Raw genomic sequence first — 21,926 nt, 5'->3', positions numbered from 1 at the left:
CGAGGCGGAGGCAGTGGAGGCAGCGGAGGCGTCGGCCGGGGCGGTGCGGACTGGCACCGGACTGCCGAGGCCCGGACTGGCGGTGGCCGTCCGGGAGTTGGCGGGCCGGCCGTCGCGGCGGGGGTGGAGCCGGAGGCGGCGGCCGTGGTCGCGGCGCTGGTGGTGCGGTACGGGCCGTGGTGCGTGGGGGCGGGGGCGGTGCCGGGGGATGCCGGGGCGGTGCGTGACCGGTTGGCGGTGGTCAACGGTCGGGCCGCGCCGGAGAGCCGGGCGGCGGAGGTGGACTGGGTGGCGCGCGCCGTGGCGTGAGCCGGTTTCGCGGTCGGTGCCGGTGGTGTCGGCGCTGGGGGTGTCGCGGCTGGTGGAGCTGGGGGCTGGGAGTTGGGGTCGGCTACCGGTGGGTGGGGCCGGGGTAGGCGGTGAGGAAGGCGTGCGCCTGGGCGCGGAGGTGGTCGACCGGCGGGTCCTCGCAGATCACCTCCAGGCCGAGTCCGGTCGCCTGGCCCAGGTGGTAGTAGGACTGGTAGGCGAGGTACGGGCGGTGGCCGTCGGTGGGGTCGAGTCCGACGGCGAAGGTCGCGAAGTGGGTCCGTTCGCCCTTGGCCTGGGCGGGCTCGGTGCGGGAGAGCTGCCATTCGAACTCGTACGGTTCGGGTTCGGCGGGCAGGTCCAGCAGGGCCTGGGCGAGCCGGCGGACGTCGTCCGGGTCGGCGAAGGGGAGCGACTCCGACCAGGCGGGGGCCGCGGCGAGCAGTTCCCAGCCGTCGCCGTTGTGGCCGACGGTCAGGGCCCACTCGCCGTTCGGGTCCTGCCAGCGGCAGCTGATGATCGGGTCCACGGCGGTCAACCTCCCTGTGGCGCTGGGTCGTTCGTGCCTCCTCATCGTGGCACACCGGGCATCCCGCGGGCCTCGGGCGTGAGCCGTCCGCGGGCTCGTTGCCAGGCCTCCTGGAGCGCGCGGTAGCCGAGGACGGTGATGTCGTGCTCGGCGAGCGCCCGGTGTGCCTCGGGGGAGACCAGGAACTCGTGGTCGGTCTCCCGGACGCGTCGGCCGTCGTCCGGGGTGTGGGCGGTCGGGTCGCGGGGGTTCTGGCCGGGCAGGGCGGGGTGCAGGGCCCACTCGGTGAGGCCCGGCGGGAGGGCGGCGAGCAGCCGGGCGTAGTGGGCGGGCTTGTCGTCGAGGGGGACGGCGAAGCTGTCGAGGAAGCCGTGGTCCACGACGGGCAGGCCGCGTTCGCGCAGCCGGGCCAGCGCGGGCGGCAGCCAGACCCGGACCGCCAGGCCGTACTCGGCGCCGAGGGCGAGGGTGAGGTCGAGGATGTCCTCGCGGCCGCCGTCGGCGAGGCAGTGGAAGTCGAGGTGGGTGGGGGCGAGTCCGGCCGCCGCCACCGCGTCGATCTGGGCGCGGAACTCACGCTCGACGTGGTCGGTCCTGGCCCGGGCGAGCAGTTCGGCGCGCCCGGCCGGGGTGGGGGCGAACAGCGCACCGGTGGCGTCGAGGAGGGAGGGCACCCGGTCGCGGGCGGCGAGCGGGCCCCAGCGGCGGTCCGGGGACTCGCGCACCGAGGTCTCGCAGACGAGGGTGAGGTGGACGCCGAAGGGGACCTCCGGGTGCCGGCGCAGCAGCCGGAGCGCGTGCGGGGCGGCGGCGCACGCGGTCATCAGGCTGCACGAGGCGGCGATGCCGTTGCGGACGGCGTCGATCACGGCGAGGTTGACGGACTCGTCCAGGCCGAGGTCGTCGCAGTTGAGCAGCAGGAGGCGGGCCTCGGGCGGGTGGCCGAGGAGGTGGTTGGCGGTCGGGGTCGGGGTCGGGGTCGGGGTCGGGGTCGGGGTCGGGGTCGGGGTCGGGGTCGGGGTCGGGGTCGGGGGCGTCGTGGCGGCCGTGGGCATGGGGGCAGTCTGTCCCGGCGCCGGAGTTCGGCGCCCGGGGATTTCCGCCGAGGGCACGGGGCGCTCGGGGTGACGGGCGCTCCGGGTGACGGGTGGTCAGGCGGCGCCGGGTTGCCCCCGGCCGGCGTCGGGCTGCGGCTGGTCGGCGTCGGGGGCCGGGTGCCAGGGGCGGTCCGGGCGGGTCAGGACCGGGGCGGAGGTGAGGCGCAGGGCGTACACCTCGCGGTCGGTGGCCTGGTACGGGACCTGGCCGAGGTACTCGTGGCCGGTCAGGTGGCACCAGGCGGGCAGGTCGAGCGGGGCGGCGGGGTCGGTGGTCTGGATGTGGACCACCGCGCCGGCCGGGAGGTGCGCGATCCGGGCTCGCAGCCGGAGCAGGAGCTGGACGCAGAGCAGGCCGGTGCCGTCGATGGTGAGGGCGGGGGCCTCGGTGGCGGTGTCCGCGGTGTCGGTGGCGGGGGCTTCGGGGGCGGTCATCGGGGGGTCTCCTGGGTGATGCGCCAGAGGCGGCGGGGCAGTCCGCCCTCCTCGAAGGGATGGACGTCGGTCAGCCGCCAGCCCTCGGCGAGCGCGTCCACCAGCTCGCGGGGGAAGAAGTGGACGGCGAAGCCGCCGTGCTCCCAGATGTCGTCCCCGTGGCCGGCGCCGGCGCCGTAGTGGGCGTCGCCGGTGTGGCGGACGGTGTAGACGAAGGTGCCGCCCGGGCGCAGGACGCGGCGGACCTCGGCGACGAGCGCCGTGATCTCCTCGGTGGAGAGCGCCATGCAGAGCAGCATGTGGGCGAAGACCGCGTCGACGGAGGCGTCGGGGAGGGGCAGTGGGTCGCGGACGTCGTGGGCGAGGGTCGAGAGCCGGTCGGCCAGGCCCTGGTCCACCGCGGCGGCGTGCAACTGGTCCAGGCCGGTCGGACTGAAGTCGGCGGCCACGACGCGGAAGCCGGTACGGGCGAAGAACAGTGCGTCGCGGCCGTGGCCGGCGCCGAGTTCCAGCACGTCCCCGGCCCCGGCGGCGGTGAACACCCCCGCGGCGTACTCGGCGGGCGCGGAGGGCTGCTCGCCGTACATCCCGGGGTTGGCGGTATAGGTCCGCTGCCAGTGCGTGCGTTGGGCGTCGGCGAGGGCGGGCTCCCGGCCGGGCCCGGTACCGGGGGTGTCGGTCATGGCGCTGCCCTTCGCGGGGGTGGGGTGGTGCGGGTGGTGCGGGTCGGGCGGGTGGTGCGGGTCGTGTGGGCCAGCCTAGGACGTGGTGCCGGGCGGTGGGTGTGGCGGGGTGCGCGGCTCAGCCGAGCCGCTGGCCGGGGGCGGTGCCGCCGAGGCGGGTGAGCAGGGCGGACAGCCTGCCGAGGTCCTCGGTGCTCCATTGCTCTGCCGCGAAGTGGTCGGCGGCGACCTGGCGGGCGGTGTGCAGCATCTCGGCGAGCCGGTCGCGGCCGGTCGGGGTGAGGGCGGCATAGGCGACCCGGGCGTCGCGGGCGGCGGCCTCGCGGGCGACCAGACCGATCCGCTCCAGCGGCGCGAGACCGCGGGTGACGCCGGAGGCGGTGAGCCCGAGGGCCTCGGCGAGGTCGACCCGGCGCATCCGGCTGCCCGGGGCCTGGGACAGGTGGAGCAGCATGGTGAAGTCGGCCAGGCTGACGCCGTGCAGGCTGCTGAGACTCGCGTCGAAGCGCCTGACCACGGCCGTCTGGGCGCGGACCAGCCGCAGGGCGGTGTCCAGCGGGTCGGGGCTCGGGCCCGTCGTGGACTGTGCCGGCTTCGTCTGTTCTGTCATTGCCACCTCCTTGACTGCTCAAGTATATCCGAAGAGGAGGCCGTCAAGGAGGTGGCGAAGGGGGGAGGGGGTCGGGTCAGTGCGAGGCGTTGGCGGCGCGTCGCTGCCGCTTGCCGAGCGGCGCCTGGGAGAGGTCCTCGGCCTGGGACCGGAGGTTCTTGTGGCCGTAGCCCCGTTCGGCCAGCCAGCTCCGCGCCGACTGCTCGGCCCGCTCGGTGGCCTCCAGGATGTCCTCCTCGGCCTCGCCGCCGTCGAGGAAGCGGAAGGTGAAGGCGGCCCGGGCGGACAGGTCGTAACTGAGGTGGCCCTCGCGGGTGAAGGCGGCGTGCAGCACGTCGTGCTCGGGGGCGGCGGCGAGCAGTTCGGCGCGCTGTTCGGCGGTGAGGCCGTCGAAGACGCCGCGCACCATGATGCGGAAGGTTCGGGTGGTGGTCATCCCCCGACCATAGGCAGTGCGGGCCGCCGACCGCCAACACGATTTCGGCGGGGCGGGGCGTGGCAGCCTGGGGAGGGTCCGCCTCCGGGTCGGCCGGGCGGCTGGTGGTCGGCCGGTGGGGCCCGGAGGTCCGGGCTGATGCGCATCGGCGACTGCGGGAGTCCTTTCAGCCGGAGGTGAGGACTTCGGCGAGCTGGTCCGCGTACCGGGTGAGCCGGTCGCGGGCGAGGGCGGCGGGCTTGGCGGTGGGCTTGACGAAGGGCATGTGTGCTCCCGTCCGGTCGGGGTGGGCGCGGGTCGGAGTGCCCCGCCCCGGAGAGGACGGAACTGACGATCATTCAGTTCCGCCTCGTGGAAGTGGAGGCGGAGAGCGCGCTCACGGAACACGGTGGAGGCTCCCTTCTGCGGCGGCCCGGGTGGCCGTCCTCGCGGTGACTCCAAGATTGATCGCCGAGGGCCCGTTCGCGCATGTGCCGATCGGCAGGATTGTTGGGGGAAGGCGGCCGGGCCTCCCCTGCCGATCGGCAGGGGAGGCCCGGAGTGCGGGGCGCGGGGTGTGCGGCGGGAGGTGCGGCAGGGGGAGGGGGAGCGGCTACGCCCGTGCCGGGAGCCGGGTGCAGACCGCCCCCGCCGTCAGCGGGGCGGGCTCGGCGCCCAGGGTGGCGAGGGTGAAACCGGTGGTCAGCGCGCTGATGTCGCGGGACTCGCGGAGCAGGTAGTGGTTGGCGCCCGGGGCCTCGTAGCGTGCGAGGCCGGGGACGACCTGCCGGGCGCGCAGCGCGTACTCCAGGGACTGGGCGGCGTTGGCCGAGCTGTGGTCGCCGGTGCCGTGGACGATCAGGACCCGCCGCCCGGCCAGCTGGTCCACCGGGTCGCCGCTGGGCAGCCAGGGGGCGATCCCGGCCACGCCGACCACGGACGGGTGCCCGGCGCACCAGAACGCGGCGCGCCCGCCCAGCGAGTTGCCGATCAGGACGGTCGGCGTGCCCGGGTACCGCCGGGCGAGCTCGTCGAGCGCCCAGCGGGTGTCGACCGCGGTGTCGGCGTCGGCGCCGTTCCAGCCGCCGTGGCGGTAGCGCAGCAGGTGCACCGCGAGGCCGTGCGGCCGGCCTCGGTCGGCGAGTTCGGTGGCCAGGTCCCGCAGGCCCAGCTCGGCGACCTTCATCGGTGCGCGCCGGCTGCGGATGAATCCGCCCGGCAACAGCAGGGCGACGCCGTTGACCGGCCCCTCGCCCTGCCACGGGGTCAGCTCTGCGGTGCGCGGACGCTGCGCTCGGAACACGCGATATCCCTCCTGATTCGTACAGACGGATTCTACGGTTCCGATGACGGGTCGCGGTGCGCGAGCAGGGACCACAGCACCCACCCGGAGACCCGGTTGCGCACCACCATGACCTTCGCCCAGCGGGCGCCGAGCGGCGAGGTCCAGGTGTCCACGACCTCGACCCGGTCACCCGAACTGGCTAATCCGATGACGGGCTCCTCGCCGAAGTGGTCGACCCGGACGTTGGCGGCGTTGGCCGACACCTCCCACCAGCCCGAGCCGACCTCGGGTGCCAGGTCGGTGCCCGCGGTGACCGCGGCCGGGACGAGCAGGATGCCCAGCGCCACCACGGTGGCCGTGGCACGGCCGATCACGGCCACGGGAACCTCCTCGCGGTGCTGTGCGCGGGCAACGGGGGCGGCGTGGAGAGCGAGGGAGGCATGTACAGCAGAACGAGCGGACCGGTGGTGCGCGCACTGCCCGTGGCGGAGGCTCACTCGGTCGGCTCAGCGCGGGCCGGGAATTCCGCGGCCGACGGGCTGGACTCGCCTTGACGTGACGCCAACTCACCTGTAGTGGGTGGGTGTTGCGGTGGTGGGAGGGATGTTCCAGGTCCCTCGTTCGTGGGGCGCGCCAGTGTGCGGAAGGGGTGGAGACCGGAGTGGAAAGTCGGGCGGGCCGACTTCCCGCTCCGAGTTGGGGGTGTGTACGGGCCGCGAGGCTCGCCGGTGCGCGCCCGTCGCTCACCGCATGCCGCTGACCGGCGGGACACGGGGCCGGGGTGGCGCGGTTTCGGGCGGCGGTCCGCACACAGGGGTGGTAACAGTGTTTCCCATCGGTTACGTTGTTGCCCATGAGCACGCCCTACCAGGACGCGCAGCGGGCCGGCCAGGCCGCCGTACGCGCCGTGATCCTCGACCGCGCCATCGCGCTCCTCGTCACCGAAGGCCCCGCCGGGCTGACCGTGCGCCGGATCGCCGCCGAGATCGGCTCCTCGACCAAGGTGCTGTACACGATGTTCGGAGGGAAGGAGGGGTTGCTCGACGCGCTGTACCGCGAGGGCTTCGCGCGGCTGCGCCGGGCACAGGACGAAGTGCCGCGCGGAGAGGGTCCGTTGGCGTACCTGACCGCGCTCGGCCGGGCCTACCGGGAGCGCGCGCTCGCCGAACCCGCCTACTACCGGGTGATGTTCGAGCAGCCGGTGTCCGGATTCCGGCCCGGCGCCGAGGCCCTGGCCGTGGCGGACGGGGCGTTCGGCGCCTCGGTGGCCGCCGTGGACGCCTGCATGGCGGCCGGGGTCTTCCGGCCCGGCGAGGCCCACGAGGTGTCCAAGCTGTTCTGGGCGGCCACCCACGGCGCGGTGAGCCTGGAGCTGGCCGGCCACTTCGCCCCGGCCGAGGCGGGCGCGCGCTACGAGGAGCTGATGGCCGCGCTGGGGCGGGCGTTCGGCGCCGGCGCCCCAGCACCTGACGAGACGGCGACACCATGAGGAGAGACGCCATGAGTGGGAACACCGTGAGCAGGAACAGTACGAGCCGGACCACCACGAGCCGCAACCGCTACCTGTCCGGGAACTTCGCCCCGGTGACCGAGGAGGTCACCGCCCACGACCTGCCCGTCACCGGCCGGATCCCGGCCCACCTCGACGGCCGCTACCTGCGCAACGGCCCCAACCCGCTGGGCATCGAGGACCCGGCCGCGCACCTGTGGACGCTCGGCGCGGGCATGGTGCACGGCGTCCGGTTACGGGACGGCCGCGCCGAGTGGTACCGCAACCGCTGGGTGCGCTCCGGCGCGGTCGCCGACCGGCTCGGCGAGCCCCGGCGCGGCACGCCCGTCGACGAGCGGCTGGACATCTCGCCCAACGTGCAGGTCGCCGGCCTCGCCGGGCGCACCTACGCCCTGATCGAGGGCGGCATCCGCCCGTACGAACTCACCTACGAGCTGGACACGGTGGGCCCGTGCGAGCTGGGCGCCACGCCCGAGGGGTACAGCGCCAACGCCCACTCGATCCTCGACCCGCACACCGGGGAACTGCACTCGCTGGCCTTCCGCTACGGCTCGGAGCAGGTGCAGCACATCGTGATGGACGCCGGCGGCGCCGTCCGGCGCGGCACGCTGATCGAGGTGCCGGGGAACCCGTACATGCACGACTTCGCGCTCACCGAGCGGTTCGTGCTGCTGTACGACACGCCGGTGGTGTTCAGCGCGGCGCACCTGGCCACCGGCGTGCCCTTCACCTGGGACGAGCGGCGCCCCGCCCGGCTCGGGGTGATGCCCCGCGAGGGCGGTGCGGTGCGGTGGTTCGAGCTGTCGCCGCACCTGGTCGGGCACACCCTCAACGCGTACGAGCGGACGGCGGATTCGCTGGTGGTCGACGTCGTGCGGCACCCGCCGGGGATGGACCTGCGCGACATCGGCGCGAGCCGGCCCACGCTCGACCGCTGGACGGTCGACCTGGCGGCGGGAACGGTGCGGGAGGAGCGGCTGGACGACCGGGTGCAGGAGTTCCCGCGCCTCAACTCGCGCCACACCGGCCGCCCCTACCGCTACGGCTACGCGGCCGCCGTCGAGCTCTACGCGTCGCCGGCCGGCCCCGGGGACGACCGTCCGGACGAGGGCTTCAGCAACTCCCTGCTCAAGCACGACCTGCGCCGGGGGACCGTCGAGGCCCACGAGTTCGGGCGCTACGGGGCGGTCGGCGAGGGGGTGTTCGTCGCCGCCGAGTCGCCGGCGGCGGAGGACGACGGCTACCTGATGGCGTACGTCCTCGACCCGGCCCGGGGCGCGACGGACCTGGTGATCCTCGCCGCCGAGGACTTCACCGGCGAGCCGGTGGCCCGCATCCACCTGCCGGTGCGGGTGCCGCTGGGCCTGCACGGGAACTGGGTGCCGGGCGGCGAGCCGGCCCGCGGCTGAGAGGCCTCCAGGGCGGGCGCGGTGCGGGCGATCGGGCGCGCCCGGGCCGGCAGTCACCTGCCGACCCGGACCGCCCCGGCAGCCCCCGCCGCCGCTGTCGTCGCGGGCTCCGGTCAGACGGTCCCGCCGGGAGCGGGCCGCTGCTTCAGGGCGTCGACGACGGTCCGCTCCAGGACGGCGGTGCGCTCGGTGACCGTCCCGGGCTTGACGTTGTTCACCTGCTTGACCTGGACGCCGCGACTGCCCAGGTAGGCGAAGGTCGTACGGTCGAAGACGAGTTCGATGCGTTCGCCGGTCTTCTCGTCCAGGCGGGCCAGGGCGAGGCCGGTGCGGCCGGCGGCGTCCTGGGAGTTCTGGACGACGACCACACCGGGGATGTCCGCGGCGGCCCGGTAGAGCGCGGCGGCGTTCTGGGCCGGTACGAGCTGCTCGTTGACGACCGCCTTGATCGTCTCGAACGCCTGCTGGTCCCGGTCACGCGGGCCGCCGGTGGTCGCGTAGATCGCCTTCAGCAGCGGCTCCGGGTCGGTCGGCTGGGCCTTGAGCCAGTCGTACGACAGGTTGGGGGCCTCGCCGGGGACGTCCTTGCCGTTCACCGGCTTGGAGTGGGGGTTGTCCTTGCCGAGGCCCAGGCCGCCCTCGGGCAGCTGGCCGGGCTCGTCGACCCAGCCGCTGCGCGCGTCGGGGGACTTCCAGACCTCGCGCTGGTGCAGCGGCTGCACCCACGTCCTGGACTCGTCGTTGTCGGCGTTGTGCGAGTAGGACAGGTAGGAGACCTCGCTCTTGACGTAGATGTACTGGCCGGGCTTGGGCTCCGGGGTCCGCTGCTTGCTCACGGCGGCGGCGATCTGCTGGACGGTCGAGACGAGCTGGAGGGCGCTGCCCTCCTCGACCGGCACGACGGGCGCTTCCACGGAAGCCGACCCCGTCCGCGGTGCGCCGCCGGTCAGCGCGTTGACGGCGACGACGGCGGCGAGCGCGGCGGCGGTGACCGGGAGGGCGATCAGCAGGGCGCGCCGAGCCGGCCGCTTCGCGGTCGGGGGTGCGGGAGTGCGGATCTCGTTCAACAGGTGCTCCTCGAACAGCAGCTGACGGTCGAGCGGCATCGGGGGGATCGACGGGGCCGGCAGCAGCCGGGCGAGCTCCGCGTGGTCCGGATCCGTGGACTCCGGCTCCGCGTGGTCCGGCTCCGTGGGGTCCAGGGACTCGGTCCGCTTCCAGAACTTGCGGGTCATCCGTACGTCTCCTCGTGCGACTCGTACGACCGGGCCGCGCAGGTGCGGCCGCCCTGTACTTGTCCGGGACGCGGAAGCGGTTCCCGGTTCTTCCTCAGTTCCTGTCCGGCGAGTCTGCGCAGTCGGGTGCGGGCGCGTGAGAGGCGCGAACGCACGGTGCCGACGGGGACCCCGAGCGCGGCGGCGGCCTCGGCGTACCCCAGTCCGGACCAGACGCACAGGGTGAACACCTCGCGCTCGGAGCGGCGCAGTCGCTTCAGCGCCCGCTGGGCGGCGGCCAGCTGGTCGGCGTCGGCCATCCGCCCGACGAGTTCGTCGGCGAAGTCCGGGACGGTGTCGCGGGCGGGCAGGCGTCCGAGGGCCGCGTGGTGGCGGCGTGCGGCACGGCGGGTGTTGCGCAGCACGTTGACGGCGATGCCCATGAGCCACGGGCGCGGGCCGGCCTCGTGGTCGAGGAGCCGGCCGCGCAGCCGCCAGGCCTCCAGGAAGGTCAGTGAGACGACGTCCTCGGCGAGGTCCCGGTCACCGCTCACGCGGACGGCGTGCCGATGGACCAGGGGGGCATGGTCGCGGAAGAGTTCCCTGAACGCCTCGGGGTCCCCCGCGCGTATCCGGGCGTGCAATGTGTAGTCCACGAAGTGCCTTGTCCGCCTCGGGCGCCCGGTTCCGGTGACCTGCCTCACACGGGGCGTCAGGGGGCCAATATGTGCCCCTGAAAATCACCGGGGCCGGGTGGCCCGGAGGGAGTAGGACTGCGGGGCGGGGGAGCCGGCCGGGACGCGGAAGTGGGCGTGGTCGTGCTCGTGGAGGAAGTCCAGGCGGAGTCCGGCGCCGGCCAGGGCGGTGACGACCTCGCCGAGGCCGTGCTGCCACTGGACGGTGACGGTGGAGTCGAGCCGGGCGTCCGGGTCGGCGTAGGTGCCGGGGAAGTCGACGACGATCGGCGTGCGCTCGAAGTAGTCCTCCTCGAAGGTGCGCCCGTCGTCGGCGAGCACGTCGGCCACCGGGTGGTGCTCGGCGAGGTAGAGGAAGCCGCCGGGGGTGAGGAGCGAGGCGACCGTACGGGCCCAGCGGGTGAGGTCGGGGAGCCAGCAGAGGGCGCCGAAGCCGGTGTAGACGATGTCGTACGTCCGGCCGTCGAGCGCCACGGCGGCGTCGTGGACGTCGGAGGTGACGAACCGGGCGTCGGCGGCGCCGATCCGGGCGGCGAGGTCGGCGGCCGCCGCGACGGCGGGGGCGGAGAAGTCGAGCCCGGTGACGACGGCGCCGCGGCGGGCCCAGGAGAGGGTGTCGAGCCCGATGTGGCACTGGAGGTGGAGCAGCGTGCGGCCGGTGACGTCGCCGACCTCGGCGGGCTCGTAGTCCTGGAGGGTGTCGCGGCCCGCGACGAAGCCGGGCAGGTCGTAGAAGGCTCCGGCGGTGTGGACGGGGACGCGCTCGTCCCAGTTCGCGCGGTTGGCGGTGAGCCAGTCGGGGGTGTCGGGAGTCGCGGTCATGTCGGGCCACGCTAGCCAGTGACCGGAGGGCGGGCAATCGGTTTCCGGACGGGTGACAAGGCGGGGCAGCCGGCTGACGGGGTAGCGCGGACGGGTGACGGCGCCGGGCCCGACGGGTGACGGCGCCGGGCCGGGACTTCCGGCGATCCCGCCGTCCACGGCCTGGTATGTACGGGGCATGGCCGGGGTTTTCCCTGCTCTTTGTTCCGGATCATGACCGGCTCTGCGACGATCCGGTGATCGTCGCCCCGCGCGGTGGGCGGCGCGTCGCAGGGGAGAGACCGGCATGGCCGTTTGGCCCGCGGACAGGGTCGTCAGGGCGCGGTGGGGCGCCGGCTTCGCCTGGGGCAGGGAGACCTGGCTGGTGGTCTCCGGCGGCGTGCTCGGGGCGATGTTCGCGAGCATGGGGCTGGCGGTCCTGTTCGGCCCGGCGAACGGGTTCGGCGGCGACAGCCTGGCCTACATGGGGATCATCAGCATCCTCGGGCTGATGCCCTGCGGCGCGGGCTTCGTCTGGGCGCTGATCCACCCCAGGGCCGGGTTCCCCTCGGCCGCCGCCGGCGCCCTGCTCGGGCTCGGGATCTTCGTCGCCTTCGCCGGGGACGGCCTCAACGACTCCTGGAAGGTGCCGCCGGACCGGCCGTCCACGATCCGCGCGGTGGGCAGCTGGACCAGCGGGGACCTGGTGGTGCGGGTCCGCCCGGACCTGGTGGTGGCGTACCGCGGTGCCACCGGGGCCGTCGCCTGGAGCTGGACCCCGCCCGGGGAGGACTCGGTGTGCGCGATGAGCCGCGGGACCGGTCCGGGGGACCAGGGCCGGGCCGGCGCCGTCGGATTGATCGGCCACTCGCCGCACGACCGGCCGTGCTCGGCCGTGACGGCGCTCGACCTCGCCGACGGCCGGGAGGGCTGGACCGCCACCGTGGACGCGCCCGCCAGGGACGGGGACGACGCGACGCCCGACGTGGTCGCCGTGGCAGGACCGCAGGCCCTGCTCCAGGAGCGGAGCGGCTGGCGCGCCGTACGGCTGGCGGACGGCCGGGACGTCTGGCGCAGCACGCCCGACCCCGGCTGCACGCCGTTGCAGGTCGCGGGCGGCGCCGGGGACGCCGTGACGGTCGCGCGGTGCGGCGACGCGGCGCCCGTGCTGCGCTCGCTGGCACCGGCGGACGGGCGGGAGCGGGAGCGGATCGCGCTGCCGGCGGCGGGCGGGCTGCGCAACCTCGCGGTGCTGTCGGTCGACCCGCTGGCGGTCTGGGTGGACGCCGGGGCCGAGCGCGGCACCCACGCGGTGCTCGGCTACGACCGGTCCGGCCGTCAGCGGGCGGCGATACCGGTCGCCGGGGACGAGTACGACCTGGACGTGATGCTGGGCGGGCTGCACGCCTTCGACGAGTTCAGCGCCCGGCCGCTGTTCGGCGGGGTGGTCGTCGGGGACCTGTTCATCGTGCCGGGGGAGAAGCCCGGCGACGTCGGCATCAGCGGCGGCAGGCACCCCGGCAGGACCGCCACCGGGCGGCTGCTGGCGTACTCGCTCGCGGACGGCGGCAAGCGCTGGACGGCGGAGCTCGACGACCAGGTGACCGGCCTGGTGGTGGACGGCGCCTCGGTGTGGGCGATGACCCGGGGCCGGGTGACCAGGGTGGAGGCGGCGACCGGGCGGCGGAGCGCCGTGCTGGACGTCAACGGCACCGCCTCGCTCTATCCGGTGGACCTCTCGCTGTCCGGCCCGGAACGCTTCACCGTGGTGGCCGAGGACGGGACGCGGGACGAGCCGCCGGTGCGGGGGCTGAGCTGATCCGGGGCCGCACCCGGGGCCGCACCCGGGGCCGCACCCGGGGTCGCCGAGGGGGCGCCCGTGCCCGGGGTGTCCGCTGCGGGCCGTGGGCCTGAGCCTTCCGGGCGGTTGTGTCAGGCTGGTGGAGGAGCACCGCCGACACCGGGAGGCTCGTGATGGCGGAGATCAGGGTGAACGGGGTGGGGCTGCACTACGAGGCCCACGGCGAGGGCCCCGGCGTCGTGCTGGTGCACGGCTCCTGGAGCGACGGGGACTCCTGGGCGCGGGTGCTGCCCGGCCTGGCCGAGTCCACCACCGTGGTCGCCTACGACCGCCGGGGGCACAGCCGCAGCGAGGACCCGCTCACCCAGGGTTCGGTGCACGAGGACGCGGCCGACCTGGCCGGGCTGCTCCACGCGCTGGGCCTCGCCCCCGCCTTCGTCTACGGCGACTCCTACGGCGCGCTGGTCGCCCTCAGGCTCGCCGCCGCCAGGCCCGACCTGCTGCGGGGGATCGCCGTGCACGAGCCGCCGGGCACCGGCATCCTGCTCGCCGACCCGGACCTGCGGCCGATCGGCACCGGCTTCGCCGACCGGATCGCCGCCGTCCGGGAGCTGCTGGAGCAGGCCGAGTCCGCCGCGGCGGCCGAACTGTACGTGGACAGCCTCGCCCTCGGCCCCGGCGCCTGGGAGCAGCTGCCCGCGCCGGTACGGCACAGCTACATCCGCAACGCGCCCACCTACCTGGACGAACTGCGCGACCCGGACGCGCTCGACCTCGACCTCGCCGGCCTCTCCCGGTTCGGCGAGCCCGCGCTGCTCACCCAGAGCGACGACAGCGCGCCGATGTTCGGCGAGGTGCTGGACCTGATCGACCTCGCCCTGCCCAAGCCGGAACGCCACCTGTACGAGGGCGCCGGGCACGCCCCGCACCTGTCGCAGCCGGAGGAGTGGGTGCGGGTGGTGCTGCCGCGCGCGCTGCGCTGAGGCGGGTGACGCCCACGTGGCCCACGGGTCACCGCGTGGAGGCGCCCCAGCCGTCGTCCGGCGGGCCGCCGTCCGGCTCGGGGCAGTCGACGTGCTCGTAGCCCCACAGCACCGCCTTGTGCAGCACCCACTCCGGGAACGGCGGCTGGTCGTAGCCGTCGCGGTCGGTGAGCACCAGCTCGACCCTGACCTCCTCGGCGGGCGAGAACTCCAGGTTCCGCTGGCCCGGGAGGTTCTCGTACGTCACCGTCCGCCAGCCGTGGCCGGTGGCGGCCAGCGCGGCCATCAGGTCCGGCTCGGCGACGTGGGTGTCCAGCGTCAGCGAACCGCCGCCCGGCTGCGGGAGGTCGAGCTCGCCATGCCAGACCGGCAGGGACAGCGCGTGGAGCCGGCGGCAGCGGCAGAACACCGTCTGCACGTCGCCCCAGCCGAAGGCGTGCGGCCAGCGGTGGCCGCGGTGGATGCCGCCGCCGTCCCACGGATCGCCGTAGTGGGCGGCGAGTTCGGGCAGCGAGGCGCCGTAGCGCAGCTCGCCGAGGCCGCCCGTGGTGGCCAGGCCGGTGACGAGGGGGAGGAAGCCCGTCAGCCCAGGCACCCGCGCACCGCCTCGATCAGCCGGTTCGCCCGGGCGTCGCCGTGGCCGATCATCCGGTTGGCGACGTAGCCGAAGCCGACGCCGAACTCGTCGTCCCCGAAGGCGAACTGGCCGCCGGCGCCGTCGTTGCCGAAGCTGCGCGCGCCGAGCAGCGGGCGGAAGGCGGGGGAGTCGAGCAGCAGGCCGGAGCCCCAGCGGGCGCCCAGGTCGAAGCCCAGGAAGCCGGCGCCGGAGGAGACCTCGCGCACCGCGTCCGTCACGGTGTCGGGGGAGAGCAGGCGGGGAGTGCCGTCCAGGCCGGTGGCCGCCGCCGCGTACAGGCCCGCCAGGCCGGTGGCCGAGGCGACGGCCCCCGCGCCGGGCAGCTCGATCGCGTGCAGGGCCGGGTCGTTCCAGCCGTGCGGCACGTCGAGACCGGGGAAGACGAGGGCGCCGTTCATGGTGACGATCCGGGTGAGCAGGTGCTCGGGCCCGGGCATCGGGCGGCGGCCATCGGCCTCCACCAGCCGCGCCAGGCGCGGCAGTTCGCTCTCCGGCAGACCGATCCAGAGCGGCAGGCCGAGCGGCTCGGCGATCTCCTTGCGCAGGAACGCGCCCGGGGTCAGGCCGGTGATCCGGCGGATCACCTCGCCGACCGCGAAGCCGAACACATGGCCGTGGTACTCGTGGGTGGTGCCCGGCTCCCAGAGCGGCTGCTGCGCCTCGATCGCCCGGATCACCGGATCCCAGGCGGCGACCTCCTCGAAGGAGAGCACCGCGTCCAGGGCCGGGAGGCCGGCGCGGTGGCCGAGGATCATCCGGGTGGTCACGGCCTGCTTGCCGTTCCGGGCGAACTCCGGCCAGTAGCGGGCGACCGGCGCGTCCAGGTCCAGCCGGCCCTGCTGGGCGAGCAGGTGCGCGGAGATGCTCACCGGGCCCTTGGCACAGGAGAACACCGGCACCACGGTGTCCCGCGTCCAGGCCCGCCCGGTGCGCTCGTCGGCCGTGCCGCCCCACAGCTCGACCACCTTCCGGCCGCCTGCGAACACCGTGACGGCGGCGCCCAGTTCGGGGAACTCGGCGAAGTCGGCGGCGAAGACGTCCGCGACGGCGCCGAAGCGCTCGTCGGCCCAGCCCTGGTACTGCTGCATCGGTGGTGCCCCGTTCTGCCCTGTTCCGCCCTCAAGATCGACCGAACCACGCTACGGGAGCCGGGCGGCCGTGACGAGGGGATTTCACCAGGCCGGGACTGGTGGGACGGATGTGGCAGACTCGCCTGCCGTCGAGGAGGATCGAGGAGGACGGGGGAGACCGGATGGATCGCGAGGCACTGACGGCGCTCTGGGAGCGGCGGTGGCCCGGTACGGAGCCCGTCGGGTACGAGATCGGCCGGGCGCGCGACGTCTGGGTGCGCTTCCACAGCCTGCCGGAGTCCAAGCGCTACCCCGACGACGAGCGCGAGTACGCGATCGTCCTGGAGCGCCACAACACCGTGCTGGAGGAGCTGTTCTCCGGTGCCGAGGTGTACGTCCTCATCCCGAGGTGGACGAGCCGGGCGAGCGTCCCCCGGATGCACCGGGACGCGAGGCACTGGCGGACCTGGCTCCAGGAGGACGACCCCGAGCCGGCGTTCCGCACGTACTGCCACGTCTTCGTGGAGCGGCGGCGGTGGCGGCCGGGCAGCCTGGACCGGCTGCTGCGCCGGGTCGCCGACGACCGGGAGGGTGGGGTGATCATCACCGGCACCGGCATGCGGCGGCTGTACCACCCGTACGACGGCGGCGCGGACGTCTACCTGGCCACGACCGAGGAGCGCGACCGGCTGAAGGAGCGGCACGCTGGGTGGCTGTCGAGCCACCCCAACGGTCTGTGAGGGTCCGACCTGCACCAGGGCTTGTCGCCGGGCCCGTTCGTCACGCACAGTGTCCGGAGCGCGTCGACGATCACGCGCCCCGGCAGTCACGGCTGCCGCAGTGAGTGAGGGAGCGAGCCATGGCCGTCAGTCTGAGCAAGGTCGAGCAGAGCGCGCCGGCGTTGGTGAGCCTCTACAAGACGGCCGGCGCCTCGGTGGAGCGGCGCGGGCTCGGGGGCCAGCGGCTGGCGGTGTACCTGGTGATCGACTACTCCGGCTCGATGAGGCCCTACTACAAGGACGGCAGCGTCCAGGCGCTCGCGGACCGGGTGCTGGGGCTGTCGGCACACCTGGACGACGACGGGAGCGTGCCGGTCGTCTTCTTCTCCACCGAGGTCGACGCCGAGGCGGAGATCGTGCTGGAGGAGCACGCGGGCTGGATCGACCGGATCGTCGCGAAGCTCGGGCACATGGGCAAGACCAGTTACCACCTGGCGATGGACGCGGTGGTTCGGCACTACCAGGAGAGCGGTGCCACGGCGCCGGCCCTCGTCCTGTTCCAGACGGACGGCGGGCCGATCAACAAGAAGGCGGCGGAAGCACGCCTGTGCGAGGCGGCGAAGCTGCCGATCTTCTGGCAGTTCATCGGCTTCGGTGACCCGGGCAGCAAGCAGTTCGACTTCCTGCGGAAGCTCACCGGGCTCGCGGTCCCGGAGATGCGCCCCATCGACAACGCGGGCTTCGTCCACCTGGGGCGCGATCCCCGGAAGGTCTCCGACCAGAAGCTGTACGACCAGTTGCTCGCCGACGTCCCCGCGTGGCTGGCGGCCGCCCGGGCCCAGGGCATCGCGCCGGAGGGGCCGGCGTTGCAGGCGCCGGCGGTGGAGGTTGCGGCGACGCCCTCTGAACGCCGGGGCTTCTGGGCGTCGCTGCGGGCGTGGCTGGGGATGGGGAGCCGCTGATTTCTCCGGCCACGCGGTCAGGCCGCGTGGCCGGGAGCGGGGGTCAGGCGGTGAAGCGGGGGTCGCGGGCTTCGATGGCCTGGACGAAGGCGGTCCATTCGCCCTGGTTGAAGGCGAGGTGGGGCCGATTGGGGTTCTTGTCGTCGCCGACCCAGACATCGCCGTTGTCGAAGCGGGCGACAACCACGCAACTGCCGTTGTCGTCAGCGGAGAAGGGGGACTTGACCCACTCGGCGTCGGCGGGGTTGTGGTTGTAGGGGTCGTGTCGGTCGCGCATCTGGGCCTCCCGGGTGGGGTCAGGCGGTGAAGCGGGGGTCGTGGGCTTCGATGGCCTGGACGAAGGCGGTCCATTCGGCTTGGTTGAAGGCGAGGTGTGGGCGGTTGGGGTTCTTGTCGTCGCCGACCCAGATGTCGCCGTTGTCGAAGCGCGCGATGACCACGCAACTGCCGTTGGAATCGGCGGAGAAGGGCGACTTGGCCCACTCGGCGTCGGCGGGGTTGTGGTTGTAGGGGTCGTGTCGGTCGCGCATCTGGGCCTCCCGGGTGGGGTCAGGCGGTGAAGCGGGGGTCGTGGGCTTCGATGGCCTGGACGAAGGCCGCCCACTCGTCCTGGTTGAAGGCGAGGTGGGGCTGGTCGGGGTTCTTGTCGTCGCCGACCCACACGTCCCCGTTGTCGAAGCGCGCAACGACCACGCAGTCGCCGTTGCCTTCGGCGGAGAAGGGGGACTTGACCCACTCGGCCTCGGAGGGGTTGTGGCTGTAAGGGTCGTTCTTCTTGCTCACGTCAGCTCTTCCAACTTGCGCTCAAGGGCGGCGATGGTGTCCGTCGGGGACAGTGAGCACCGCTTGACTCGGGCAAACGCCCTTTCGGCTCGCCGTACTTCGCGCCCCGCTCTACGCGGGAGCATACCTCCGACAGCTTCGACGAAGAGGAAGCCATCGTCAGGGTCATCGGGGAAGCGCATCAGAGTGACTCCAGATGCCAGGATTCCAGTTCTTCCAGCGTTCAGCGGCACCATTCGGAGTGAGACATTCGGGTACTGAGCCACCTTGATTGCGTGGTTGATCTGGCCGGTCAAGACCTCGGGGTCTCCTGCTACGAGCAGTGCAACCTCGCCGAAGTATGCCTCGAAGGTGAGAGTCGGCTCTTTGGTGAGGCGCCGTTGGCGGAGTATGCGAACCTCCGCCCCAGCTTCGACCAACTCCTCGTTCGGGGCATCGACTCCAGCGGCGATCATCTCCTTCGCATAGTCCATCGTCTGGACCAAGCCTGGGAACGCCGAAGGGAAGTAGTTCAGTATGTGCGAGGCATCGGCTTCGAGGGCCAGGTACTCCGCGAAGGCTGGCGTGATGGTCTCGGAGTAGTCCAGATCGCGCCACCACTGCTTCGGAGGTCCAGGGCCGAGCAGCGCTTCGAGTTCTTCCCGCTCTGGACCGGTGACGCCGGCATGTTCGAGCAACGTGGCCAGGTCGGCCGCGTTGATCGACTGCTGGGCTCGTTCGATCCTGCTCAGTCGACCCGGACTCCACCCTTTCAGGCCAGTTGTCATGTCGGCCAGGGTCTTGTTGTTCTCCAGTCGCCAAGCCCGCAGCTCGTCGCCGAGTCGAATCTGCCTGATGGCTGACAGGTCCTTGCTCAAGTGGATCCTCCCTCCGGTGTGTGGCCCAGTCTGGCCACTCTGCTGGCACAGTCTCAAGTCTGATCCATGATCAATTAATTTCTTCGAGCAATGAGGTTGCGTTTTCGATTTTCGATGGCCCACACTCAACGTGACCGCACGAACACGCCACTGAAGGTGTGGGGTGACTCATGTCCACCTTGCGTAACCCGGTCCTCCGAACCTGGGAGACCACCCTCACCGAGCACTCGACCTCGGTCCGTACCGCCCGCCGTCTGATCCGCGAGCAGCTCAACTCCTGGAGCTGGAGCGGCGATCCCGTCGATGACCTCGTCCTCATCACCTCCGAGCTGGTGACGAACGCCGTCGTCCACGCCTGCCGGGGAAGCGACGAAGTCCGCCTCTCCCTCCAGGAGTTCGATGGCGACTGCCGGCTCGAAGTCTGGGACCCGCGCGGCGACCTCCGGCTCCGCCACCCCCACCCCCGCCGCTTCACCGAGGGCGGCCGGGGGATCGATCTGGTCCGTCAGCTCGCCCTCGACTTCGGCGTCATCGTCCGCCGCGACGAGGGCAAGCGGGTGTGGGTCCGCGTCCGGCTCCGGCCGGCCGACAGCCTTCCCCCGCCCGGGAGTTGATCCGCATCAAGCTCGCCCCCACGGCGACGGTCGCCGTCGCCAGCCTCGCCCTCGCCTGTTTCGCCGCGAACCTCGTCCCCCCGCGCGAGCCGGCCACCGCCGACGTCGTCTGGTGGACCACCCTGGCCGCCGCCCTGATGACCGGCATCCACCGCCACGACGACCCCACCGACCCCACCGACGACGACGATTGATCCGAGGTTTTCCCCCATGCCCGACCTGCACCCCGCCGCGATCGCCTTCCGCGACCCGGCCGCCCTCCTGGACCGCTGTGAGATCGGCGGTGTCCGGCGCCTCTTCGGCGAACCCGGCTACGAGTCGGGGGCCGTCGTCCCGGCCGGCGACTGGGCCCCGCTGTCCGACCACCTCCCCGCGCGGTACGCGCCGAGCCTGTTCACCGAGGACAGCGGCCTGGTGGAGTTCTTCCGGCTCCCCGCCACCGTCACCGACCGCGAGTCGACGGCCGCCCTGGTCGGCGAGCTGGGAGACCCGTTCCCCGTCCCGCTCCCCGCGACCGACGACCCGCCCGGCGAACCCGTCACCCACCGCCTGCCGGAGAACGGCCTGCGTCCCGGCCTGCACATCGACAACCGCCAGAACCTCTCCTACGCCGACTGCGGCGGCGCGCGCCGCCGGCTCTGCGTCAACCTGGGCCCCGGCAGCCGTCACCTCCTGCTCGTGACCACCACCATCAAGTCCGTCTGCCGGGCCCTGCACGAGCGTTACGAGACCCACCACCCGCACACCTACGACTTCTGGAGCTACCTCGCCGAGCGCAAGCGGGTGAGCGTCCTGCGGATCAGCGTCGACCCGGGGGAGGGCTGGCTCGCGCCCACCGCGCTGCTCCCGTACGACGAGTCCACGGAGGACGAGGAGCTGCCGTCGGCCACGGCCTCCTGGCTGGGGCACTGGGAGCGCGGCCTCTTCGGCCCGCTGATCTGACTATCGGCTACTCTCCGCACATGGCCGCCGAGGGGGCGGTCATGTGCGGCGCCATTGTGCGATCTGGAGCGCGGCAGAGTCATGCGGCGCGAACGAGCCACCGCACACCCTCTTCACGCCCCCAACGGAAGGGCGGGCGCGGGCCATCTCGGCCCGCGCCCGCCCTTCGCCCGTGTTCAGATTCAGCGGTCGTCGCCGAGCTCCTGGTGCATCTGCGGCTGGTCGTCCTGGTCGTGCGTGAGCGCGAACCGCTCGACCTCGTTGAACGCCTTCGACGCGATGCCGGTGATCTCCTTGTAGGGATTGACTCCGGTGGCCTTCTGGGCGGCGCCGCCGAGGAGGCCGCCGCCCAGGCCGCTGACCACCTCGTGGCCGGCGGCGAGCGGCCCGGCCGCGAGGTCGAGGACGCCCCTGGGCACGCCGGCCATGTCGGCGTACTTGTCGGTGAGCGCATGGCGGACCATCGCGACGAACGCGTCGTGGGTGGGGCCGGGGAAGAACTGCTTGTAGAACTCCAGCGCCTGCCGGGTCATGAAGACGCCGTCGTCGGTCTTCTTCCACTCGTCGTCGCGCACCTTGGTCCACAGGCGCGTGGTCTCGTCGGCGTCCTTGGGCAGCTGCCACCGCTCGGGCGTACCGAGGTAGTGGTTGACGTAGTGCCAGGCGGACATGAAGCCGTTGGCTTCGTCCTTGGAGACGTTGATGCCCAGGTTCCTCATGGCCTCCAGGATCTGCACGCTGAACACGCAGGTGGCGCCGGTGGTGTACTTGACGGGCACCGGCTCTCCCCACGTGGCGTAGTCCCACACGCCGCTCTTCTTGTGCAGCTGCCGCACCGAGGCGTGGACCAGGCGGACCTTCGTGACGTTGGCCGCGAGGGTGCCGTCGCGCAGGGCGTTGCCGTCGCCCATGTCGAGGAACAGCCGCGAGGACTGCGACAGCCGCCGGCCCGGCCCCTTGACCCCGCCGAGACGGCCGGTGGACCGCAGGGTGAACGCGCCGGTCGGGGACAGGTAGGTCCCGATCAGACCGACGGTGCCCTGAAGCATGGACACCTCGCCGTGGTGGTGACGGAAGAAGCCCTCCGCGGCGTCGACGTCCGCCTCGGACCAGCCGGGTGGAGGTGACGCGGCCTCCCGGAGGAAGTCCGCCAGCCTCGCGGGCAACTGCGCGAGGTCCTGGCCGGGCTTGAGCGTGCCGATGGTGCGGAACAGGGCGTTGACCCCGTCGATCTCCTTGTTGTCGATCAGATCGGACACCAGCCGGTCGGCCCGCGGGTCACCCACCTGGTTCGCGGCTTCGAGCTCCTGCGCGATGTTCCGAGTCGTCAAAGTCATCGGGAGGTTCCTTCCTCGGTCAAGACGGAGCCCGCCGTCGCACGTGTCGGTGACCGACGGCCATCAGGTCGTCCACGCGGAGAACCCGGCGAGCAGCGTGATGCTCTCAGTCCTGACAGGGAGCGACACTTCGATGAAATGGTTAACCGCTCGCCCTCCTCCGAACCGGTGAAGGCGCCTCGGACGGGTGTCCGAGAGCAGGACTCCTGTTGTGCCGTGACGAGTGGTG

At 73.1% G+C, this 21,926-nt stretch carries 27 protein-coding genes; 9 read left to right on the top strand and 18 right to left on the bottom strand.

The window, feature by feature from the left end; all coding sequences use genetic code 11:
• Nucleotides 1–391 precede the first annotated feature (391 nt).
• The 8 genes from ACZ7C5_RS07890 to ACZ7C5_RS07855 all read right to left on the bottom strand — a co-directional run bounded on the left by ACZ7C5_RS07890 (nt 392) and on the right by ACZ7C5_RS07855 (nt 5,743).
• Entirely contained in the window at nt 392–838 is a 447-nt protein-coding gene (locus tag ACZ7C5_RS07890; protein WP_401087408.1) for a hypothetical protein, read from the bottom strand.
• A gap of 41 nt (nt 839–879) precedes the next feature.
• Nucleotides 880–1,893 carry a polysaccharide deacetylase family protein gene (locus ACZ7C5_RS07885; protein ID WP_470322245.1) on the bottom strand — a complete coding sequence of 338 codons (1,014 nt, stop codon included), beginning with the start codon at nt 1,891–1,893 and terminating at the stop codon, nt 880–882.
• Nucleotides 1,894–1,989: 96 nt separating this feature from the next.
• Nucleotides 1,990–2,370: a sulfurtransferase TusA family protein gene (locus ACZ7C5_RS07880; RefSeq protein WP_470322244.1), complete on the bottom strand. Its 381-nt coding sequence runs from the start codon at nt 2,368–2,370 to the stop codon at nt 1,990–1,992.
• Nucleotides 2,367–3,053 carry a class I SAM-dependent methyltransferase gene (locus tag ACZ7C5_RS07875; protein ID WP_401087404.1) on the bottom strand — a complete coding sequence of 229 codons (687 nt, stop codon included), beginning with the start codon at nt 3,051–3,053 and terminating at the stop codon, nt 2,367–2,369. Before ACZ7C5_RS07875 ends, ACZ7C5_RS07880 begins: the two co-directional genes overlap by 4 nt.
• 118 nt (nt 3,054–3,171) lie before the next feature.
• The gene (locus ACZ7C5_RS07870) at nt 3,172–3,663 is read right to left on the bottom strand and encodes a MarR family winged helix-turn-helix transcriptional regulator (RefSeq protein WP_401087402.1); all 492 of its coding nucleotides are present in this window, start codon (nt 3,661–3,663) and stop codon (nt 3,172–3,174) included.
• Nucleotides 3,664–3,739: 76 nt separating this feature from the next.
• Nucleotides 3,740–4,099: a DUF6204 family protein gene (locus ACZ7C5_RS07865; protein ID WP_401087400.1), complete on the bottom strand. Its 360-nt coding sequence runs from the start codon at nt 4,097–4,099 to the stop codon at nt 3,740–3,742.
• 592 nt (nt 4,100–4,691) lie between these two features.
• Nucleotides 4,692–5,381, bottom strand: coding sequence for an alpha/beta hydrolase (locus ACZ7C5_RS07860; RefSeq protein ID WP_470322243.1), 690 nt, complete (start codon nt 5,379–5,381; stop codon nt 4,692–4,694).
• Nucleotides 5,382–5,413: 32 nt separating this feature from the next.
• Nucleotides 5,414–5,743, bottom strand: coding sequence for a hypothetical protein (locus ACZ7C5_RS07855; RefSeq protein WP_188301584.1), 330 nt, complete (start codon nt 5,741–5,743; stop codon nt 5,414–5,416).
• A gap of 473 nt (nt 5,744–6,216) precedes the next feature.
• On the opposite strand from ACZ7C5_RS07855, the gene ACZ7C5_RS07850 reads away from it, so the two are divergent.
• Nucleotides 6,217–6,852: a TetR/AcrR family transcriptional regulator gene (locus ACZ7C5_RS07850; protein WP_470322242.1), complete on the top strand. Its 636-nt coding sequence runs from the start codon at nt 6,217–6,219 to the stop codon at nt 6,850–6,852.
• A gap of 11 nt (nt 6,853–6,863) precedes the next feature.
• The gene (locus tag ACZ7C5_RS07845; protein WP_470322241.1) at nt 6,864–8,282 is read left to right on the top strand and encodes a carotenoid oxygenase family protein; all 1,419 of its coding nucleotides are present in this window, start codon (nt 6,864–6,866) and stop codon (nt 8,280–8,282) included.
• A gap of 113 nt (nt 8,283–8,395) precedes the next feature.
• Here ACZ7C5_RS07845 and ACZ7C5_RS07840 read toward each other — a convergent pair whose 3' ends face one another.
• The 3 genes from ACZ7C5_RS07840 to ACZ7C5_RS07830 form a co-directional block, all read right to left on the bottom strand.
• Nucleotides 8,396–9,517: a CU044_5270 family protein gene (locus ACZ7C5_RS07840; protein ID WP_470322240.1), complete on the bottom strand. Its 1,122-nt coding sequence runs from the start codon at nt 9,515–9,517 to the stop codon at nt 8,396–8,398.
• Nucleotides 9,514–10,152, bottom strand: coding sequence for an RNA polymerase sigma factor (locus ACZ7C5_RS07835; protein WP_401087391.1), 639 nt, complete (start codon nt 10,150–10,152; stop codon nt 9,514–9,516). The genes ACZ7C5_RS07840 and ACZ7C5_RS07835 overlap by 4 nt, the downstream gene beginning before the upstream one ends.
• A gap of 84 nt (nt 10,153–10,236) precedes the next feature.
• Complete coding sequence (locus tag ACZ7C5_RS07830) at nt 10,237–11,013, bottom strand: class I SAM-dependent methyltransferase (protein ID WP_470322239.1); 777 nt, start codon at nt 11,011–11,013, stop codon at nt 10,237–10,239.
• Between the two features lie 286 nt (nt 11,014–11,299).
• On the opposite strand from ACZ7C5_RS07830, the gene ACZ7C5_RS07825 reads away from it, so the two are divergent.
• Together ACZ7C5_RS07825 and ACZ7C5_RS07820 are read left to right on the top strand one after the other, a co-directional pair.
• Nucleotides 11,300–12,811, top strand: coding sequence for an outer membrane protein assembly factor BamB family protein (locus tag ACZ7C5_RS07825; RefSeq protein WP_470322238.1), 1,512 nt, complete (start codon nt 11,300–11,302; stop codon nt 12,809–12,811).
• A 155-nt stretch (nt 12,812–12,966) separates the two neighbouring features.
• Entirely contained in the window at nt 12,967–13,776 is an 810-nt protein-coding gene (locus ACZ7C5_RS07820) for an alpha/beta fold hydrolase (RefSeq protein ID WP_470322237.1), read from the top strand.
• A gap of 28 nt (nt 13,777–13,804) precedes the next feature.
• Here the strand turns inward: ACZ7C5_RS07820 and ACZ7C5_RS07815 are convergent, their stop codons facing one another.
• Nucleotides 13,805–14,371, bottom strand: coding sequence for a hypothetical protein (locus ACZ7C5_RS07815; RefSeq protein WP_401087385.1), 567 nt, complete (start codon nt 14,369–14,371; stop codon nt 13,805–13,807).
• Nucleotides 14,359–15,501 carry a serine hydrolase domain-containing protein gene (locus ACZ7C5_RS07810; RefSeq protein ID WP_470322236.1) on the bottom strand — a complete coding sequence of 381 codons (1,143 nt, stop codon included), beginning with the start codon at nt 15,499–15,501 and terminating at the stop codon, nt 14,359–14,361. Before ACZ7C5_RS07810 ends, ACZ7C5_RS07815 begins: the two co-directional genes overlap by 13 nt.
• A gap of 164 nt (nt 15,502–15,665) precedes the next feature.
• Here ACZ7C5_RS07810 and ACZ7C5_RS07805 point away from each other — a divergent pair, with 164 nt between their 5' ends.
• Together ACZ7C5_RS07805 and ACZ7C5_RS07800 are read left to right on the top strand one after the other, a co-directional pair.
• Nucleotides 15,666–16,223, top strand: coding sequence for a DUF3885 domain-containing protein (locus ACZ7C5_RS07805; RefSeq protein WP_470322235.1), 558 nt, complete (start codon nt 15,666–15,668; stop codon nt 16,221–16,223).
• Nucleotides 16,224–16,342: 119 nt separating this feature from the next.
• On the top strand, nt 16,343–17,164 hold the full coding sequence (locus tag ACZ7C5_RS07800; protein WP_401087382.1) for a VWA domain-containing protein: 822 nt from the start codon (nt 16,343–16,345) through the stop codon (nt 17,162–17,164).
• Nucleotides 17,165–17,207: 43 nt separating this feature from the next.
• Here the strand turns inward: ACZ7C5_RS07800 and ACZ7C5_RS07795 are convergent, their stop codons facing one another.
• From ACZ7C5_RS07795 to ACZ7C5_RS07780, 4 genes are read right to left on the bottom strand one after another with little or no spacing between them, the layout of a single operon-like run.
• Nucleotides 17,208–17,441: a DUF397 domain-containing protein gene (locus tag ACZ7C5_RS07795; RefSeq protein ID WP_401087379.1), complete on the bottom strand. Its 234-nt coding sequence runs from the start codon at nt 17,439–17,441 to the stop codon at nt 17,208–17,210.
• Nucleotides 17,442–17,460: 19 nt separating this feature from the next.
• Entirely contained in the window at nt 17,461–17,694 is a 234-nt protein-coding gene (locus ACZ7C5_RS07790) for a DUF397 domain-containing protein (protein ID WP_401087377.1), read from the bottom strand.
• A gap of 19 nt (nt 17,695–17,713) precedes the next feature.
• Nucleotides 17,714–17,947: a DUF397 domain-containing protein gene (locus ACZ7C5_RS07785; RefSeq protein WP_470322234.1), complete on the bottom strand. Its 234-nt coding sequence runs from the start codon at nt 17,945–17,947 to the stop codon at nt 17,714–17,716.
• On the bottom strand, nt 17,944–18,804 hold the full coding sequence (locus ACZ7C5_RS07780) for a helix-turn-helix domain-containing protein (protein WP_470322233.1): 861 nt from the start codon (nt 18,802–18,804) through the stop codon (nt 17,944–17,946). The genes ACZ7C5_RS07785 and ACZ7C5_RS07780 overlap by 4 nt, the downstream gene beginning before the upstream one ends.
• 170 nt (nt 18,805–18,974) lie before the next feature.
• Between ACZ7C5_RS07780 and ACZ7C5_RS07775 the strand changes: the two genes are divergently transcribed.
• Genes ACZ7C5_RS07775 through ACZ7C5_RS07765 form a run of 3 tightly spaced genes read left to right on the top strand, consistent with a single transcriptional unit; the run spans nt 18,975 to nt 20,360 of the window.
• A complete protein-coding gene (locus tag ACZ7C5_RS07775; protein WP_188301570.1) occupies nt 18,975–19,418 on the top strand; it encodes an ATP-binding protein in 444 nt (147 codons plus the stop codon).
• A complete protein-coding gene (locus ACZ7C5_RS07770; protein ID WP_401087369.1) occupies nt 19,415–19,612 on the top strand; it encodes a hypothetical protein in 198 nt (65 codons plus the stop codon). The genes ACZ7C5_RS07775 and ACZ7C5_RS07770 overlap by 4 nt, the downstream gene beginning before the upstream one ends.
• A 16-nt stretch (nt 19,613–19,628) precedes the next feature.
• Nucleotides 19,629–20,360 (top strand): hypothetical protein, encoded by a 732-nt coding sequence (locus ACZ7C5_RS07765; protein WP_470322232.1) that lies wholly within the window; start codon nt 19,629–19,631, stop codon nt 20,358–20,360.
• A 182-nt stretch (nt 20,361–20,542) separates the two neighbouring features.
• Here the strand turns inward: ACZ7C5_RS07765 and ACZ7C5_RS07760 are convergent, their stop codons facing one another.
• Nucleotides 20,543–21,697 carry an oxygenase MpaB family protein gene (locus ACZ7C5_RS07760; RefSeq protein WP_470322231.1) on the bottom strand — a complete coding sequence of 385 codons (1,155 nt, stop codon included), beginning with the start codon at nt 21,695–21,697 and terminating at the stop codon, nt 20,543–20,545.
• Nucleotides 21,698–21,926 lie beyond the last annotated feature (229 nt).

This window comes from Kitasatospora sp. NPDC036993, from assembly GCF_055607525.1.
This window is presented reverse-complemented; position numbering and strand designations above follow the sequence as displayed.

Excerpts from the sequence above, each read along its gene's own strand:
- ACZ7C5_RS07765 (WP_470322232.1), top strand. The coding sequence starts at position 19,629 with ATGCCCGACCTGCACCCCGCCGCGATCGCCTTCCGCGACCCGGCCGCC.
- ACZ7C5_RS07885 (WP_470322245.1), bottom strand. The coding sequence starts at position 1,893 with ATGCCCACGGCCGCCACGACGCCCCCGACCCCGACCCCGACCCCGACC.
- ACZ7C5_RS07875 (WP_401087404.1), bottom strand. The coding sequence starts at position 3,053 with ATGACCGACACCCCCGGTACCGGGCCCGGCCGGGAGCCCGCCCTCGCC.
- ACZ7C5_RS07845 (WP_470322241.1), top strand. The coding sequence starts at position 6,864 with ATGAGTGGGAACACCGTGAGCAGGAACAGTACGAGCCGGACCACCACG.
- ACZ7C5_RS07870 (WP_401087402.1), bottom strand. The coding sequence starts at position 3,663 with ATGACAGAACAGACGAAGCCGGCACAGTCCACGACGGGCCCGAGCCCC.
- ACZ7C5_RS07880 (WP_470322244.1), bottom strand. The coding sequence starts at position 2,370 with ATGACCGCCCCCGAAGCCCCCGCCACCGACACCGCGGACACCGCCACC.
- ACZ7C5_RS07760 (WP_470322231.1), bottom strand. The coding sequence starts at position 21,697 with ATGACTTTGACGACTCGGAACATCGCGCAGGAGCTCGAAGCCGCGAAC.
- ACZ7C5_RS07790 (WP_401087377.1), bottom strand. The coding sequence starts at position 17,694 with ATGCGCGACCGACACGACCCCTACAACCACAACCCCGCCGACGCCGAG.
- ACZ7C5_RS07810 (WP_470322236.1), bottom strand. The coding sequence starts at position 15,501 with ATGCAGCAGTACCAGGGCTGGGCCGACGAGCGCTTCGGCGCCGTCGCG.
- ACZ7C5_RS07850 (WP_470322242.1), top strand. The coding sequence starts at position 6,217 with ATGAGCACGCCCTACCAGGACGCGCAGCGGGCCGGCCAGGCCGCCGTA.
- ACZ7C5_RS07865 (WP_401087400.1), bottom strand. The coding sequence starts at position 4,099 with ATGACCACCACCCGAACCTTCCGCATCATGGTGCGCGGCGTCTTCGAC.
- ACZ7C5_RS07840 (WP_470322240.1), bottom strand. The coding sequence starts at position 9,517 with ATGACCCGCAAGTTCTGGAAGCGGACCGAGTCCCTGGACCCCACGGAG.
- ACZ7C5_RS07775 (WP_188301570.1), top strand. The coding sequence starts at position 18,975 with ATGTCCACCTTGCGTAACCCGGTCCTCCGAACCTGGGAGACCACCCTC.
- ACZ7C5_RS07805 (WP_470322235.1), top strand. The coding sequence starts at position 15,666 with ATGGATCGCGAGGCACTGACGGCGCTCTGGGAGCGGCGGTGGCCCGGT.
- ACZ7C5_RS07825 (WP_470322238.1), top strand. The coding sequence starts at position 11,300 with ATGGCCGTTTGGCCCGCGGACAGGGTCGTCAGGGCGCGGTGGGGCGCC.
- ACZ7C5_RS07820 (WP_470322237.1), top strand. The coding sequence starts at position 12,967 with ATGGCGGAGATCAGGGTGAACGGGGTGGGGCTGCACTACGAGGCCCAC.
- ACZ7C5_RS07800 (WP_401087382.1), top strand. The coding sequence starts at position 16,343 with ATGGCCGTCAGTCTGAGCAAGGTCGAGCAGAGCGCGCCGGCGTTGGTG.
- ACZ7C5_RS07795 (WP_401087379.1), bottom strand. The coding sequence starts at position 17,441 with ATGCGCGACCGACACGACCCCTACAACCACAACCCCGCCGACGCCGAG.
- ACZ7C5_RS07830 (WP_470322239.1), bottom strand. The coding sequence starts at position 11,013 with ATGACCGCGACTCCCGACACCCCCGACTGGCTCACCGCCAACCGCGCG.